This is a genomic window from Bacteroidales bacterium (assembly GCA_013141385.1).
Taxonomy (GTDB): Bacteria; Bacteroidota; Bacteroidia; order Bacteroidales; family Tenuifilaceae; genus UBA8529.
The window spans coordinates 70,538-87,489 of record JABFRB010000005.1 but is presented as its reverse complement, the minus strand read 5'-3'; the positions used below and the strand labels follow the sequence as shown (position 1 = coordinate 87,489).

General features: G+C 33.2%; 15 protein-coding genes and 1 tRNA gene. 5 read left to right on the top strand and 11 right to left on the bottom strand.

Annotated elements, in window-relative coordinates:
- Positions 1-107 precede the first annotated feature (107 nt).
- The 11 genes from HOO91_04165 to HOO91_04115 form a co-directional block, all read right to left on the bottom strand.
- Complete coding sequence (locus HOO91_04165) at positions 108-551, bottom strand: acyl-CoA thioesterase (protein ID NOU16733.1); 444 nt, start codon at positions 549-551, stop codon at positions 108-110.
- Positions 552-1,001 (bottom strand): 3-hydroxyacyl-ACP dehydratase FabZ, encoded by a 450-nt coding sequence (gene fabZ / locus HOO91_04160; protein ID NOU16732.1) that lies wholly within the window; start codon positions 999-1,001, stop codon positions 552-554.
- 1 nt (position 1,002) lies between these two features.
- Positions 1,003-2,337, bottom strand: coding sequence for a hypothetical protein (locus HOO91_04155; protein NOU16731.1), 1,335 nt, complete (start codon positions 2,335-2,337; stop codon positions 1,003-1,005).
- Positions 2,330-3,385, bottom strand: coding sequence for a BtrH N-terminal domain-containing protein (locus HOO91_04150; protein ID NOU16730.1), 1,056 nt, complete (start codon positions 3,383-3,385; stop codon positions 2,330-2,332). The genes HOO91_04155 and HOO91_04150 overlap by 8 nt, the downstream gene beginning before the upstream one ends.
- Before the next feature lie 15 nt (positions 3,386-3,400).
- A complete protein-coding gene (locus tag HOO91_04145) occupies positions 3,401-4,540 on the bottom strand; it encodes a DUF4872 domain-containing protein (protein ID NOU16729.1) in 1,140 nt (379 codons plus the stop codon).
- A gap of 89 nt (positions 4,541-4,629) precedes the next feature.
- Positions 4,630-4,911, bottom strand: a complete 282-nt coding sequence (locus tag HOO91_04140) for an acyl carrier protein (protein ID NOU16728.1) — start codon at positions 4,909-4,911, stop codon at positions 4,630-4,632.
- Between the two features lie 129 nt (positions 4,912-5,040).
- Positions 5,041-6,342, bottom strand: coding sequence for a B12-binding domain-containing radical SAM protein (locus HOO91_04135; GenBank protein NOU16727.1), 1,302 nt, complete (start codon positions 6,340-6,342; stop codon positions 5,041-5,043).
- A gap of 66 nt (positions 6,343-6,408) precedes the next feature.
- Positions 6,409-7,155, bottom strand: coding sequence for a 3-oxoacyl-ACP reductase FabG (gene fabG / locus HOO91_04130; GenBank protein NOU16726.1), 747 nt, complete (start codon positions 7,153-7,155; stop codon positions 6,409-6,411).
- A gap of 18 nt (positions 7,156-7,173) precedes the next feature.
- Positions 7,174-8,778, bottom strand: a complete 1,605-nt coding sequence (locus HOO91_04125; protein NOU16725.1) for an NAD(P)/FAD-dependent oxidoreductase — start codon at positions 8,776-8,778, stop codon at positions 7,174-7,176.
- A 327-nt stretch (positions 8,779-9,105) separates the two neighbouring features.
- Positions 9,106-9,645 (bottom strand): UpxY family transcription antiterminator, encoded by a 540-nt coding sequence (locus tag HOO91_04120; protein NOU16724.1) that lies wholly within the window; start codon positions 9,643-9,645, stop codon positions 9,106-9,108.
- Positions 9,646-10,567: 922 nt separating this feature from the next.
- Positions 10,568-10,645 (bottom strand) — tRNA-Pro (locus HOO91_04115).
- A 99-nt stretch (positions 10,646-10,744) separates the two neighbouring features.
- On the opposite strand from HOO91_04115, the gene HOO91_04110 reads away from it, so the two are divergent.
- The 5 genes from HOO91_04110 (at position 10,745) to HOO91_04090 (ending at position 16,905) form a co-directional block, all read left to right on the top strand.
- Complete coding sequence (locus HOO91_04110) at positions 10,745-12,028, top strand: DUF2851 family protein (protein ID NOU16723.1); 1,284 nt, start codon at positions 10,745-10,747, stop codon at positions 12,026-12,028.
- Positions 12,029-12,119: 91 nt separating this feature from the next.
- The gene (locus tag HOO91_04105; GenBank protein NOU16722.1) at positions 12,120-13,151 is read left to right on the top strand and encodes a potassium channel protein; all 1,032 of its coding nucleotides are present in this window, start codon (positions 12,120-12,122) and stop codon (positions 13,149-13,151) included.
- Positions 13,152-13,253: 102 nt separating this feature from the next.
- Positions 13,254-14,147 carry an SDR family oxidoreductase gene (locus HOO91_04100; GenBank protein NOU16721.1) on the top strand — a complete coding sequence of 298 codons (894 nt, stop codon included), beginning with the start codon at positions 13,254-13,256 and terminating at the stop codon, positions 14,145-14,147.
- Positions 14,148-14,337: 190 nt separating this feature from the next.
- On the top strand, positions 14,338-14,610 hold the full coding sequence (rpsO, locus tag HOO91_04095; GenBank protein ID NOU16720.1) for a 30S ribosomal protein S15: 273 nt from the start codon (positions 14,338-14,340) through the stop codon (positions 14,608-14,610).
- A 144-nt stretch (positions 14,611-14,754) separates the two neighbouring features.
- Positions 14,755-16,905 (top strand): polyribonucleotide nucleotidyltransferase, encoded by a 2,151-nt coding sequence (locus tag HOO91_04090; protein ID NOU16719.1) that lies wholly within the window; start codon positions 14,755-14,757, stop codon positions 16,903-16,905.
- The last annotated feature ends 47 nt before the right edge of the window (positions 16,906-16,952 follow it).

Here is a 16,952-nt window from a genome sequence, read left to right as displayed (position 1 = left end):
AGTGAGATTAATCGCTTAAGATAATGATTTCCAGGGTTTTAAACAAATATTTCTGATGTTATTTTATTGATTTTCAAATATTTAACTAAATTATTAGTAAAGTAGTTTCAACCCTTAATTCGCATTAGTAATTCACTATCACTTTCCGTTTTTTTAATGGCACTTCGTACAAAGTCAGGAAGTGTTAACCTGAGGCGGCCATTCATATCTGTAAACACATTCATTGTTTTTCCTACAGCAATCAATTCGTTTGTATTTAAACGTACAATCCTATAATGTAGGATAAGCATTGCTTTCTCAGTTGGTTCAAGGAAACAAGAAACTTTTAATATGTCTGGATATCTGGCCGGTATTTTATACTGGCATTCTGAATGTATAACTGGCACAAGAACCCCCATGTCCTTAAGATCCTGATACTGGATACCAAGTGCCTTCATTGCGAAATTATATCGGGCTATTTCAAACCATATATAATATACGCTGTTATGTACAATCCCCATTTCATCCATCTCATTAAAGCGGACATGGATCTCAACTTCATTGATATTCATTTATGCAGTTTCAAACTTATAAGTAATTTCACCCTTTGCAACCATTTCGTTTTCTACAAAAACTTCGCAGGAAACTCTAGATATATCTTGTATTGCAACTAAAAATTTGCAATCAATTATCAAAGAATCGCCCGGTATAACAGTTTTTAAAAATTTAACTTTATCTACAGCTGCAATAAAGCCCTTTTGCTTAATACCTTCTTTTGCAAAGATGAACCCTCCAGCTTGAGCCATTGCTTCAATTATTAATACGCCTGGAAAGATTGGATCTTCAGGGAAATGGCCTTGAAAACAAGGTTCTGTTAAAGTGATGTTTTTTAATACTTTTGTTCTAACTCCATGCTCTATTTCGAGTACCCTATCTATTTGGATAAATGGAAATTTTTGTCGAAGTATCTGATTTATCTCTTTTGCATTAATTACTTTTGAATTCTCGGTGTTAGTGCTCATTTTAAAATACTTTTAGGTTTTGTTTTACATATCTACTCGCTGTTATTGCGGCAGTAAACCACGCTGTACCCCAATGTCCAGTTGTTAGCAAGTTTTTAATTTCAGTTGTATGTGAAAAAGGATTCATAGATGTTTCATTTTTACGAAATGCCCATCTATATGTAAACCCTTTGGAATATCCAAAATACCGTTCTATATCATCAGCAGAAAACCATGTGATTTGGTTATTCGATTGAATTGGGATATTGAATTTGTTTTTGGCTATTTCTATAATTGATTTTCTACTTTCGACTTCATCATATTCAGGAGGAAATTCACCTTGAATAAATATATTTTCATTATTAGAAAATATTCTAATTTTTAAGGAGTTGTTACGCTCTCCATTTTCAAGACTATGAAGTGTTTCTATAGGAGATTTGGAGGAATAAAATAGTATAGGAAGAGTTTGATTATATGTTTTGTCTACTTTTATTTTTGCAGTTATTAGACATATTGGATCGTATGATTTTATATCTACTTTATTCGTGTTTATTTCAGGAAAATATGTTTTATAAGTATTGTTCTCATCAAAAGTACTTATTAACCAACTGCTGGAAAAAATAGTCGATTTTTTAGTTTTTAAAATGAAATTATTATCCGTTTCGTTTCGTAATATTTCAAAAATATCTTCATCACGGAGTATGCTGACATTAGATTTTTCAAGGTATTGAGTAAATATAGAGAATAAATCTGCGTAGTTGTGTTTAATTATATGGCAATCAAAAACCTGCGTTGAAATATATCCTGCCATAACAGGAAGTGTAACATTTGTTCTGGGTATATCGGCATTTAATAAATTAACTAGCGTTGGATTGCTGAAATGTTGTTGAACAAAATCGGAATATAATGTGTCTCTGTATTTCATCATTTTTTTAACTGAGAAAATAGAGCCTGTTTGCAGCAAAAGAAGCCATTCTTGCCCAATGTCATAAACTTCGGAAAAGAATGTTTGGATATTATCTTTTTCTAAGGGGAAAAGTTCAGCAAGTTGAAGTTGATAATTAATCCAACCAAATTTGCGGGCAATTGTAAAATTTTCTAAATGTATTTCATCAATATATTCAGGTTCTGTAAAATGAATATCATTTTTAATTTCTAGGATTTTAAGAATTTGCGAAAAAACTCCAATTCCAGCGTCCCATTTGTATGGGATAGCATCAGCGATATCCTCAAAGTCGTTTTGGATACTGTTTTTATACCCAATGATAGCTGTTTTTAGGCCATGCTTGGAACATAAGGCAGCAGTGGCAAGTCCATCGAGGGATGTTCCTAAAACAATAACATCAAAATTATTCATTTAAAAAATCTTTTAAACTCTGAATACCCAACTTTTCTTTTTCAAGAATTTCATCTAAAAGCAATTGAGTTTGAGTTGGATTTTTCCAAAGTCCACCTTCAATATTTTCAGCACTTTCATGAATAAGATATGCAATCTCTTTCCAGCAATCGCCTAATCTTCTGTATGTTTTGAATATAGGCATTAGTGAATCATCTTTTAAATAAACGGATGACTCTCTTAAAAATCTTGCAAATAAACGCCTGAAATTTCCCCCGCCTGTTCCAACTACTTCCATCATCATATATGTCATATTAAGGTTTTTCCTTAATAGGTCTTCTTTCATTGTGCTGTTCCATGTAAGAATACGAGTGCAAAATTTCTCTAATCCAGGAATCCCAAAAACAGGAAACCATGGTTTTAGCATGGTCTGAACATTTAGATGAATTCCTTTTTTTATGGCATTTTCAACTGAAATAAATTTCTCTGGGAAAATAAATGTGTAAAACAGATTGTTTGGTGGTGTTTGAGCACCATCGCAGGCTCTAGCCAATTCCATTTCCTCGAAACTAACTTTTTGCAAATCGCCCCAAACATAATCTGATAAATAAAAATATGAAGATGCTTTTGTTTGCCCAATTTCATATCCCACTATTGTTACTCTATGACCGCCATAACGAACATTATCGAACAAATTAAATCGATCGCGCATATATTGAAAATGAGAGGCATCAATATTTACCAACACTGGTTGTTGTTTGTCTAATAGTTTAATTACCCCTTCGTATGCCTTTTGATTATCATCTGTTTTATAAGGAACTGCAATCCCCCCCAGATGGTAACAAATTTTTTCTTCCAATTCATCACTACGCCCAAGAATAAAGTAAAGTGGTGGATTAAAGGCTTTTCTGTAAATAAAACCCAAGCCGGCTCCAATACCAAAGCACAATTCTTCTGATACCTCAAGCCCATTATATCTGAGAATATTACTCATTTGTAGTGATGAGCAATGTGAACCAAGTTTGTGTTGATAACCAGGAATTATATTTCTTATTAGTGCTTCAGCCATTTGATTTATAAAACTTTAAAGTGATTCCTGTAATAAATTTATTGTGCTTTTTTCTTTTTCAATTATCTTATCAAGAATTGAAAACGCATTAGTTCTATTATTTTCTTTTGAATAATCTTTATTACCTAAAATTGAAAAAAAATCATTCCAATTAGCTGATAAATTTTTATACTCTTTACCAACGTTTTCCAATTTCTTATTATTTAGCAGTTTGGCAGATTCATTCAAGAACTCAGAAAACATTAATCTGTTGTAATCATGAATAGAGTTTAACGAGCAACTGGAATAAAGCAAATAGGAGGTAAGCCTATCTATATCTTCTTTCTCGAAAGAGTTATATGTGTTTTTTAGTTCCGCAGAAAATAATTCAAGACCTTTGATTCCAAAAAACAATGAATTATCTGTTTTAAGAGGATTAGTCATTAAATTGATAGTATTTGATATGGAAAATGAAACCATATTTCTTTTTTCAGGAAGTTCTGGGGGAACATAAAAAACATACCATTTATTGGCTGGTGGGCAAAATGTGTCATGCTGATTTGTACAGGTGTATAAATCTTCAAAACTAATTGTTATTGGTTGAGAGGTGTGTGTGTCAAGTATTTGAAAAGTAGATTCCTGATCGTCATATCCAATGCAAAAGATGCTATAATCACCAATTTTATAAGTTGTATTCAACAAAAAATTCTCATAACTTAAAAATTCTGACTTATATGCATCATCGGAAACCGTTGCTAATTTTGTCAACTTAAACCAACTTGTTTGTTCAACATCAATAGCAATAGGTCTTCCTTCATTTATATAGGTTTTGATAAGTTCGAAAAATTCTAATTTATCAATTTTTGCACCCCTCTGGCACCATACATTTGTTGCGCGGAGTGCATTATTAAAACCAAAAAAATAGTCTCCTGATGTATAAAAAGGAGGGAGTTTAAAGTCAGGATATAAATCATTGTTTTGTTTACTATTTTCGGTTGATCCAAAATTATTCTTTATGGAATAATAAGAGAAACCAAAAAGCCCGGATATACCATATACAAAAGGTAAACTGCATTCGTGATTATAAAAATGGAGTACATCACGATACAAACCTACTTTGTTAAAAGTTCCGGCAAATGAATGTTTTCTGGCAAAATCATTTAGACTACGAACCATAATGCAAAAAAGATAACTGGGTATCTCCCTTATGCTCATCTAAATTAATATTCAGATGAGTTAAGGGATTATCCAGTAATTGATATTTTCTATTTGTTTGTATTCTGTTGAATGAAATCAACAATTTTATTTACGTTTTCAAAAATGTACATGTCAGAGTCAGTAATTGTAATACTGAAAGAGTTGTTTAATCCTACTACTAATTCTAATGCATCAATAGAGTCAAGACCCAAACCCTTTTTTCCACCGCTTACTTCAGAGCCTAAGAATATAGGTGAGTCATTTTCTATATCTTCTGGTTTCATGTCAAGATTTAGTCTTTCGATAATAATTTCCTTAACTTTTTTGTTGATTTCTTCTTTTGTTTCCATGTTTTTAGTTTTTAGAGTGTTAGTAAATTGAAATAATGAAAAATGGTTGATTATAAAAATTGCTATAATCAATAGCTATTTTAAATGTTAGCAATTACTGATTGTATTTATTACACATTGTAATAATAGTTACATAAATACCCCGAATGTGTCAAGAAGTCTTTTATAGCCTAAATTCCAACCCATGATTAATCTTTGGTCATATTCAAAAGGGCTATTTCTCAAAGTTGATACACGTTTACTTATTTCTTGAAAACTATAGAATTCGTGACAAATCCAATCGTAGCCTTCTTTAACTTTTTGTTCGTTTATGTTTTTCGTTTGAAACACTGTATGACCCATATCATAATTATCCCAGTTTAAATCTGTCAATCGATTTTCATTTTTTAATTGAAGAAATAGTTGGGTTCCTGGCAAAGGAGTAAGAATATTAAATGTTGCAAAAATTATCTCGTTATCCTTCAGGAAGTTAAAAGTATCTATAAATACATTTTCATTATCATAATCAGTACCAAAAGCAAAACTTGAATTAACTAGAATTCCATGATTGCGTAGGGTTTTTACGAAATTAACATAATCCTCTATTTTGTTTTGATTTTTATTTATAGCTTCAATACTACCAACTGATATGCTTTCAAATCCTACTACAACCTTTATACAACCGCTTTCTCTCATTAAATCAAGCATATCAGGATCATTCATTATTGTAATATCAGCCTGACTCCACCATGTTATTTTTAGTCTTTTTAATTCTGTTAATAGTTTTTTGCTTCTTGTTCTATTCACCAAGAAATTATCATCAACAAAGAAAATGGGCATGCTTTTATCAGCTAATTCTTCAACTTCACTTATTACATCAGCTAAAGGTTTCATTCCATATTTTCCCTCAAATCGAGAAGCAATACTGCAGAAAGAACATTTATACGGACAACCTTTTGACGTTTGTATTGTGTTAATACTTAAGTAGTTTTCTTTGTTGTAAAGTTCCCTTCTTGGTTTGCCAAAAGTATTCGTACTTACTTTTAAATCTGCTTTGTATATTTTTTTCAAACTATTATTTGCCAGATCATTCAAGAGATTATTCCAAACAGGTTCTGCTTCACCAATAACGACACAATCAGCATGCTCACCGACCTCCTCTGAACAAACACTTGCATGAGAACCTCCAAATACTACGGGAATCTTGTTCCTTCTGAATGTATCTGCTATTTCATATGCCCGTCGAGAATTAGCTGTCATGGAACTGATTCCAACAAGATCGTAGTGTTTTGTAAAATCAACATCTTCAACATTCTCGTCAACAAGTGTTATATCCCAATTACTTGGAGTCAAACCGGCTATTATAGCCAAATTCAAAGGTGGTAACCAAAAAGGTTTTATACGTTTAGTATTGTCTTTGTGAACACTGGGACAAACAAGTAATAGATTCATTAATGAATGATTTTATTTTCTTCAGTTTGAATTAAGGGTGTAATTGTGATTCTTCTTAGATCGTATTTAAATGGAGGTGATACCACCATCTATATTTAATGTTTGACCTGTAATATATCCACCATTTTCTCCAACCAAGTGCAAAACACTTGCTGCTATCTCTTCAGGTCTGGCAAAGCGTTTTAATGGAATGGTTTCGATTATTCTATCGAGTCTGCTCTGCCCCATTTTTGAAATCATATCTGTATCAACATATCCTGCGGCAATTGAATTGACGGTAATATTGTAAGGTGCAAATTCTTTTGCCAAAGATTTAGTTAACCCAATAACACCAGCTTTGGATGCAGCATAATTAGCTTGACCGGGGGTTCCAATAATTCCTCCTATTGAACTAATATTAACAATTCTACCACTACCAGCAGGAATCATATATTTTGAAACCTCCTTAATCACTATTATTGTTCCTATTAGATTAACAGCAATAACATCTTTCCAATCTGCTTCTTGCATCATTAAAAACAACTTATCTCTCGTAATGCCTGCATTATTCACACAGATATCAATTTTTCCATACCTAGAAATTATTTCCTTTACAATTTTTTTAATATCATTAACTTCAGATACAGATCCTTTTAATCCAATGGCTATGCCACCTTCTGATTCAATTTCCGTAATTGTTTTATTTGCCTCTTCTTCATTTGATGAATAATTGATGCAAACAGTGATCCCCTTACGTGACAAAGCCAAGCTTATTGCTTTCCCAATACCTCTGGAGCCACCGGTAACAAGTGCTATAAGATTATTTTTAGGCATGTTGCTTTCAGCAATTAATTATTTCTTAGTTAATCTATTCATCCTGTGGTTATGATCAATTATAATTGATTTACCACGTTTCCCAAGTATATCAAAAGCAGCTTCACGTCCTGCAGCAATTACCCCTGGGGCACTAAATCCGGTTTCAGCCCAGCCACTTGCCATGTATAACTTATTGATAGATGATTTAATTTTACATCCAATATTCATATCAAAACCTTTCATGGCTGTTTTTTCTAATTCTGGGATTACTTTAAAACCAAGAGTTGAGCCTTTATGATTTAAGGTAAGATGTTCAATAGTTTGTGGTGTAATAAAATCTTTATAGGTTATATGAGACGATATTCCTGGATATACCTCATCAGCACGCTTTAGAATTTTTTCTATTAGTTCCTCTTTAAAAGCGTAATACTTTTCGCCTTTGCTGCCTTTGGGTCGGAAACCATCAAAATCATACTCTTCAGATACTTCACTATGATTAGCAATATCATAAGGAACTAGAATAGAGAAAATCGCTACAGAATGACCTGGAGGTGCTAATGTTTTATCATTGTTTGTGGGAAATACCATCCAGAGCCAAAAATCATCATCTAGTTTTCCCATGTCTATCTTTTTAAGGCCTTCCATAATATTATTTTCCGGATAATAAATGGTAAGGTCACCTTTCATACCATAGGTTTCTTTTACATCAATATCGACTCCGCAATTAAGTATATAGTATGATAATGAAGGTACAATGTTTTTCCACTTTTTAATGTTTTTTATAATGTCATCGGGTAAATGGTCATAACCAATCATTTTTTCATAGGTAAGTAATGCGTCGGCATTTGAGATCACACCCTTTTTGGCAAATATTTTGTCACCGCCCTCAATTTCAACGCCTTTAGCCTCACCGTTTTCTACGATGATATGTTTAACCATTGCATTGGTGCGTAACTCACCACCCATTTTTTGTGTTGCTCTAACCAAAACATCAACTATTGGCTGAGAGCCGCCAACAGGCGAATATCCATCATATAAATATTTTGTGCAAAACAAATGGTATGCAGGGTAATTCCAACTGTAATTGAATAAATAGCTATCGTGATAGCCAAATAATAAATCCTGAGCCTTAACTGTTGAAACGCAATCTTTAACAGCTCCCTCTAAAGTGCTTTTCCATAATTTAGAATATTTAACAAATTCTATTTTTAAATTCCAGTCGTTAGGATTATGAAGTAATTCAACTAAAACCTTTTGTGAATTAATTAAATTCTGGTAATATTTTGCAACACCAGCTGCTTCGTTAGGAACTAATTTTGAAATTTGCTCCTGCATTTCGGGTATACTTGTGGCATTAAATTCAGTACCATCTTTAAATAGTATTCTATCGCATGTTCGGGCGGGCACTACTTCGAGTTTTTCACCAAATTCTTCTAATATAGACGATATTTCATCCCAAAACCAAATTGCATGTATTGCTGTATCAAACGTATACCCTTTTTTGGTGTAAGATTGACCAAACCCTCCCAAGCGATTATACTGCTCTAATACAAGAACTGATAAGCCTTCTTTTGCGAGTGTTGCTGCGGCGGTTAGCCCACCTAGCCCAGAACCAATAATAATTACATCGTAAGTATTCATTTCAATAAAATCTTTAGTTTCTATAAAATTTTGTGGTTGAATATTTGTAGTAATGCAGGAGATTAAATTATTCTTCTATTAATAAGGATTTTTCTAACCTGCAAGTGTAAATTCTTAGAAGTAAATTACCTTTAGATAACTTTTATGATTCATGCTTTAGTAATAAAACTATTTGAGGTATAATCCTAAATTTAAAATTATTTGGTTAAATCAAAACTAAGATCAGATGTCAAGGGTGGATTTATTCTTGAGGAATTTTGGAAATGACTGTTGATGAATAAAATAACTCCAACTTCGCAGAACTTATAATTTAGATTATAGTGCTTTTTATTGTAAGAGGGTTTCGTGCTCTTTTATTAAGGCGTTTTCGTTTATAATAATGTCATCTATTTTTACAATTACCATCTTATTAAGGGCTGAAATTTCAACTTTTAGTTTAGAACTACCGTTTTTACCAATAATCTTTCCTTTGAATCCTTTAAGTGCACCATATTTTATTTCGCATGACTGTCCAGATTTACTTAAATCTTTGACTAATAAACCAGATGTATGTCTCAGATTTTCTAATAGGATTCTTAAGGCATTGATTTCATCTTCGTTAATTTTAGCATATTCATTATTGAATCTGACAAAATATAGTACTTCTTTAATATTGGTAATGTGATGGCGAAAACCAGGTTTAACATAAATAAATATATAGCCAGGAAATATGGGTTGTTCTACTTTTTGTTTCTTGTTCTTATATTCTTTGATTTGTTGTGTTAAAGGCAAATAGTAATTATAGGATAAATCATTGAGTTTTGCAGCAACTTTTTTTTCGTTTCGGGGCATTGTGTATACTACATGCCAAAAAGGTTCATAATTCATCGATTTGTTGTTTTTTTTGTCGTAATGTCGTTTAATACATAGACCTTGAAAACAAACGATTTCTCCATTTTATATAGAACTGAAATTTTTAATGAAAATTACTACCGAATTTATATAATTTAAAACATTGACAATCAAGTTATTATGAATATTTATGGTTATACCGTACCCTAGCTGGACTTCCATACTATCCACCTTTTTTGATTGAAATAAATGTTTGTAAAAAATATAAAATAATTGAACAAAACATTGAATCGTAATATTATCAAATAAATGAAATAAAAATGATAATAATTTGATAAAAACATCGCAAAATAACAATTCTATTGGCCTTGCCAAAATTATTCTTAAAATTGTTATTGATAATGTACGATGAGATAGAATCATTCTATATTTTAAAAATATAAAAATAAATTATATAATTGATAATCAGTTGAAATCTTTGTATTATTGGATTTGTGGCGATTATCGATTAAGTAAAAATGGACAGGTAAGACATCAGACACGACGAAACATTTAATGCGCAAAAAAAATCAAGTAGATAAGAAATAAAATAATATGTTTAAATAAAGTTCGAAAATTAATAAAAATATATATATTGTCATTTATGTGTATTGTTTTGTATTCATATTTTGATGTATGTCTTTGTGGAAAACGAAGTATTTCATTAAATATTTATGTTAATAGTTAATTATGACTATTGTCAATTAAGATGATAGTAATCAAGGTTATATGCTGGAAACAAATCTTAATAATTGTGAATTAAGGATTGAAAATAAATGTGAAGTGATTTAGATTACACACAATTGAAGATAACTTTCAATCAAAATTTGTTTTGAAGGGATAACCTTACTCATTATGAATCGATAATTTCATAAAAGACAATAAAAAAGAGAGTGATCAACCGATACTCCCCTTAAATTGGTCGGGGTGGTGAGATTCGAACTCACGACCTCTACGTCCCGAACGTAGCGCGCTAACCGGGCTGCGCTACACCCCGTTTTATTGACAGCAAAATTACATTTTTTTATCTTTTCTCTTAATGAATCTACTATTTTATATATTTTTACTATCTTAAGTTGAAATAACCTGATATTGAATGAGAGAGGATTTGCTGTATTTTATTTGGAAAACCAAGCATTTTGCTATTAATGGGAAAAGTACCTCCGAGGGGGAATTGATTGAAGTAATCCATCCTGGGGAATATAATAACGATTCTGGTCCCGATTTCTTTAATGCCAAAATTCGTATTGGGAAAACTTTATGGGCAGGGAATGTTGAGATACATATCAACTCATCAGATTGGTACTTACATGGGCATCATGACAATCCTGCCTACGATAATGTAATACTACATATTGTTGTTAATGACGATAAGCAAACGATTAATAGTAAAGGGTTGTCAATACCAACAATTAAAACCCAATATCCAGATGCCCTCGAATGGGAATTGCTAAACTTAACAAGTTCTGGGAGGTGGATCCCATGTGAAGAAAAATTCACTTCTTTCGATCCCTTAACCACAAGTATATGGTTATCCAACCTTTTAGTTGAAAGATTGGAACAAAAGACAAACTATGTTTTAAACCTAGTTGATGAAGCGCATGGAAGTTGGGAGGAGGCTTTTTACCATTCAATGGCTCGGAGCTTTGGCCTTAAAACGAATGCATTGCCCTTTGAGTTACTAGCAAAGGTCACACCATTAAAAGTTCTATCAAAACACAAGAATAATCTTTTTCAGATTGAGGCATTATTATTTGGGCAATCGGGATTATTACCCGAATCAGGTTTATGCGATGAATATTCAAAATCGTTAAGCAATGAATATAAGTACCTTCAGCATAAATTTAACCTTATTCCAATTCAAGGACATCTATGGAAATTTTTAAGAATGCGACCTACTGCTTTCCCCACCATTCGGATTGCTCAATTTGCAAGTCTTGTGCATCAATCATCCTCTCTGTTTTCAAAAATAATTGAAATAGAGGAAATAGAAGATATAATCCGATTAATTCGCGTCGAGCCATCGGTATATTGGAAAACTCATTATACTTTTGGTAAAGTATCGGATGAAGTAAATAAGCGTTTAGGGGATGATTCAATAAGCATTATAGCAATAAATTCAATTGTTCCATTTGTTTTTGCCTATGGAATCTCAAGGTCAAATAATGCTTTAAAGGAAAAGGCCATGAGGTTACTAGAAGAGATTAAACCAGAAAATAATAACATTACAAAAGGGTTTGTAGATTTAGGTGTTAGTGTAAAAACAGCTTATGATACGCAGGCAATGATTCAGCTTAAAACATGCTATTGCGATCCTAAGAAATGTCTCTTTTGTCACCTAGGTGCAAGATTGTTATTGAAAAGTGTTGATTTTAAATAAAATTTGGGAGATAGAGTTTTTAACATTGCGATTCTTTTTCAATTCTATTGATTTTAGAGGATGATATTCTTAATTAAATTAAAATCCGAGTTTGAATAACATGGAGGTACATGGCAAACGATCTGCTTTAATCGCATTATCACTCCTTTTTAGCGGGGTTGTTTTTGGGATTTTAGGCTATATGTTAATAGAGGACTATACTTTTTCAGAAGCAGTTTATATGACCATCATAACTATGGGAACTGTGGGATTTAGAGAGGTTCATCCTTTATCTACGACAGGTATGTGGTTTACGGTAATTCTAATAGTTCTAAGTTTAGGGATTTACGCTTTTGCCGTTTCTGTGATTTCAAAGTATTTTATCGAGAATATTGTAAGTAATATTAAATTCAGCACAAAAGTGGAAAAAAAGATAAGCAAACTAAAAAATCATGTTATCGTTGTTGGCTACGGTCGAAATGGTTCTCAAGCTGTGGAAGAATTGTTGTCACACGATATACCCGTTGTTGTAATCGATAATAGGCCTAAAGTAATACAATATGTTTTGGAGAATGAAAAAATACTGTATGTACAAGGCGATGCAACCGAGGATAAGGTTCTTAGCAATGCTGGGGTTGAGAGGGCGCGAGCACTTATAACTGCAATGGCTAGCGATTCAGATAATCTATTCGTTGTTATAACAGCGAGGGAGATGAATCCTAATCTCACAATTATTAGCAGGGCATCAGCGTTAACCAACGATAAAAAATTGAAATTAGCTGGTGCAACCAATGTTATAATGCCCGATAAAGTTGGAGGACAGAAAATGGCTAAACTTGTTGTTCAGCCTGATATTCATGAGTTTATTGAAAATATTATGCTTCAGCGTTCAGGGGATGTTACTCTTTACGAAGTTACATTAGTTAAAAATGAAAAATATAAAGAAACATGGACTATTGAAGGGCTTAAGATTCGTGAAAAAACAGGAGCCAACGTAATAGGCTTAAAAAAGTCGAATAAACAGTATATCTTGAACCCTCTACCCGATATTCAACTTGATTCGGGTGATAAACTTTTTGTTCTTGGTTCTCGCGAACAGCTTTGGCATCTGAAGGATTTAATGAGTGGTAATATTATAGAGTGATATCAGTTTAAAATAAAATGTTTTTTTATGCAGATATCTCAAAGATATCTTAAATTTATAAAATCAAATAATTGATATTTAAAGATTTAAAATATTTTCCAAGTGAAAGTTTTAGTTACAGGTGCAAATGGATTAATTGGACGGAAAACCATTAAAGTGCTCCAATTAGGCAGTGAAAATCAAGTATTTGCTACATCTCAAAAAAAGATTCAGCCTAGTTCTAATGTTGAGTTTTTTACTGTGAACTTAATATATTCTGATATCAACAAACTGGTTGAAACCCTAAAACCTGATGTGTTGATTCATTGTGCTGCAGTGTCTAGCCCAGATGCTTGCGAGGTAGATAAGTATAGTTGTCAAAAACTAAATGTTGAAGTTACATCACGCTTGGCATCTGCATGTAGAGACTATAGTGTTCACCTTATCTTTTTATCAACAGATTTTATTTTCGATGGAAAAAAGTCGGATTATTCCGAAACTGACTCCCCTGCTCCAACCTGTTATTATGGCGAGTCAAAACTTGAGGCTGAAAATATTCTTCAAGAGATGAACATTGGAACAGCAATAGTAAGAACATCTCTAGTTTTTGGATATGAGGAACATCTCTCCCGCCCAAATATTGCACTCAAAGTAATTGATCATCTGAAAAATAACCAATCTTATAGGGTTCCCTTTGATCAAATTAGAACACCCACCTTAGCAGAAGATTTAGCATTTGCACTAAAAACCATTGCAGAGAAAGGAGAAAGTGGGATCTTTAATGTTTCTGGTGGCGAAAAAGTATCGGTATATGAATTCTCAAAGCAGATAGCCGCTTGTTTCGGATTTGATGAATCTTTGCTGATTTCTACGTCAACAAAAGATCTATCTGAGCCAGCACTTAGACCATTAAATACGAGTCTTGATATTACCAAGGCAAAAACCATATTGAACTACCAGCCAACCTCATTAAAGGATTCACTGATAATACTAAAAGAACAAGTGTCTCATAAATAGATTTTTAGGCAAATTGATACTTTTATACATAAATAATTATTAAAAAAACAATTCTTTGAACCCTCCTATGTATAACGATTTGAAGTGAATTTTAAATAATTTATAGTATTCCTTGCATTTTTATTTCCAAAATAAGTTATATCTTTGCGCCTCGAAATACGCATTTAAATACCCACTAATTATCAGTGTTATGAACTATTTGACTGCAGAAAAAAAATTGGATCTTTTTACAGAGTACGGAAAGTCTAATACCGATACTGGTTCTCCAGAAGGCCAGATAGCGTTATTTTCCTACCGTATTAGCCACCTCACGGAGCACCTTAAAACTCATAGAAAAGACTATGGTACACAGCGTGCACTGTTGAAGCTAGTGGGTAAGCGGAGAAGGCTACTCGATTATCTTAAGGAACGTGATATCGAAAGATACCGCGCTATTATAAAAGCGCTAAACTTGAGAAAGTAAAAAAAGAAAAGGGCAATTCTCGGATTGCCTTTTTTTGTAATCAGTCGGAAGGTTCAACCTTTGCGGATTAAGTTGCTACATGGCTGAAAACAAAAGATTTGAAATATTGTTATAGATTTTAATAATTCATTTTATTTGATGTGTATGTTTAAAGTTGTACAGAAAACAATTGATTTAGGTGATGGACGAGTAATCACCCTCGAAACCGGTAAACTTGCTAAGCAAGCCGATGGATCAATTGTTCTTCGAATGGGTAATACCATGCTTCTTGCCACGGTGGTAAGTGCAAAAGATGCTAAGGAAGATGTTGATTTTATGCCGCTTAGCGTAGAATATAAGGAAAAATATGCTGCCAATGGTCGTTTCCCTGGCGGTTTTATGAAAAGAGAAGCTAGACCTTCTGATTCTGAAATACTTGTTGCTCGTCTTATAGATCGTGCATTACGACCACTTTTCCCAGAAGATTTTCATGCTGAAACATTTGTGACTATTAGTCTTATATCAGCTGAAAAAGATATTATGCCCGATGCACTTGCAGGTCTTGCTGCATCAGCCGCATTAACTATTTCAAATATACCATTCCACGGACCAATTTCAGAAGTAAGAGTTGCAAGAATCAACGGTAAATTTGTGATTAATCCTTCATTCACTGAACTTAATAATGCCGATCTTGATATGCTTGTTGGTGCAACCTACGATAATATTCTGATGGTTGAGGGTGAGATGAAAGAGGTTTCTGAAGCAGAAATGCTTGAGGCAATTAAAATCGCTCATGAAGCTATTAAAAAACAATGCCTTGCTCAGATTGAGTTAGCTAAAGAGTTAGGTGTTGTAAAACGTACATATTGTCACGAAACTAATGACGAGGCCCTTAAAGCAGAAGTTCATAAGTTTTGCTATGATAAGGTATACAAAGTTGCTAAATCGATGCAACCAAAGCATGAACGTTCTGATGCCTTCGAAGCTGTTAAAGAGGAGTTTAAAGCTACTCTTTCAGAAGAAGTTCGAGAAGCAAAGTCATTTTTAGTTGACCGTTACTACCATGCTGTTGAGAAAGAAGCTATGCGCAATATGATTCTTAACGATGGTGTTCGTTTGGATGGACGTAAAACAGACGAGATAAGAACGATTACTTGTGAGATAGATTTTCTTCCAATGACTCACGGATCTGCTCTTTTTACACGTGGCGAAACGCAGTCACTTACTTCGGTTACTCTTGGCACTAAACTCGATGAGAAGATGCTTGATGAAGTACTTGTAAAAGGAACCGAGAAGTTTACATTGCATTATAATTTTCCACCATTCTCCACAGGAGAGGCAAAAGCTGCACGTGGTATAAGTCGACGTGAAATTGGACATGGAAATTTGGCACATCGTGCTTTAAAGAGTATGATTCCAACATCTCCAGAAAACCCTTACGCAATTCGTGTTGTAAGTGATATCCTTGAATCAAACGGTTCTTCATCAATGGCTACTGTTTGTGCGGGTACTTTAGCTCTTATGGATTCGGGGATTAAAATGAAAAAGCCTGTATCAGGTATTGCAATGGGGTTAATTACTGATAGTAACAGTAAGAAGTTTGCAGTTCTATCCGATATTCTTGGCGATGAGGATCATCTTGGCGATATGGATTTTAAAGTTGCAGGAACAAAGGATGGCATCACCGCAACCCAAATGGATATCAAGGTTGATGGACTTCCTTACGAAGTACTTGCAAAAGCACTTCAACAAGCTCATGAAGGAAGACTTCATATTCTTGGTAAAATGCTTGAGGTTATTTCTGAGCCCAAAGCAGATCTTAAACCTCATGCACCACGCATGGAGCAATTTTTAATTCCTCGTGAATCAATTGGTGGTGTGATAGGCCCAGGTGGTAAGGTAATTCAAGAGATACAACGCGAAACAGGGGCAACAATAAATATCGAAGAGGTTAACAATAACGGAATTGTTAATGTTTTTGCCATTAATGCAGAATCACGAGATGCAGCTGTAAGATGGATAAAAGGCATAGTTGCAATACCTGAGGTTGGTGAAATTTATAAAGGTAAAGTTAAATCTATCCTTGCTTTTGGTGCTTTCATCGAAATTATGCCTGGTAAAGATGGATTACTTCATATCTCGGAGATAGATTGGAAGCGTGTTGAAAAAGTTGAAGATGTTCTTAAGGAAGGACAAGAAATTGAGGTTAAGTTAATCGAAATTGATAAGAAATCTGGTAAATACAAATTGTCAAGGAAGGTATTACTTCCTAGACCAGCAAAGAGTAATCCAGAAGCAGAACAGAAAAGTGTTTAATACTTTTAAATATTATTGAGAAAAAGGAGGGAGACCTCCTTTTTTAT

Coding starts and splice junctions, on each gene's coding strand:
- HOO91_04125 (NOU16725.1), bottom strand. CDS start 8,778: ATGAATACTTACGATGTAATTATTATTGGTTCTGGGCTAGGTGGGCTA.
- HOO91_04135 (NOU16727.1), bottom strand. CDS start 6,342: ATGAATCTATTACTTGTTTGTCCCAGTGTTCACAAAGACAATACTAAA.
- rpsO (NOU16720.1), top strand. CDS start 14,338: ATGAACTATTTGACTGCAGAAAAAAAATTGGATCTTTTTACAGAGTAC.
- HOO91_04155 (NOU16731.1), bottom strand. CDS start 2,337: ATGAATAATTTTGATGTTATTGTTTTAGGAACATCCCTCGATGGACTT.
- HOO91_04165 (NOU16733.1), bottom strand. CDS start 551: ATGAATATCAATGAAGTTGAGATCCATGTCCGCTTTAATGAGATGGAT.
- HOO91_04090 (NOU16719.1), top strand. CDS start 14,755: ATGTTTAAAGTTGTACAGAAAACAATTGATTTAGGTGATGGACGAGTA.
- HOO91_04120 (NOU16724.1), bottom strand. CDS start 9,645: ATGAATTATGAACCTTTTTGGCATGTAGTATACACAATGCCCCGAAAC.
- HOO91_04145 (NOU16729.1), bottom strand. CDS start 4,540: ATGGTTCGTAGTCTAAATGATTTTGCCAGAAAACATTCATTTGCCGGA.
- HOO91_04140 (NOU16728.1), bottom strand. CDS start 4,911: ATGGAAACAAAAGAAGAAATCAACAAAAAAGTTAAGGAAATTATTATC.
- fabG (NOU16726.1), bottom strand. CDS start 7,155: ATGCCTAAAAATAATCTTATAGCACTTGTTACCGGTGGCTCCAGAGGT.
- fabZ (NOU16732.1), bottom strand. CDS start 1,001: ATGAGCACTAACACCGAGAATTCAAAAGTAATTAATGCAAAAGAGATA.
- HOO91_04110 (NOU16723.1), top strand. CDS start 10,745: ATGAGAGAGGATTTGCTGTATTTTATTTGGAAAACCAAGCATTTTGCT.
- HOO91_04150 (NOU16730.1), bottom strand. CDS start 3,385: ATGGCTGAAGCACTAATAAGAAATATAATTCCTGGTTATCAACACAAA.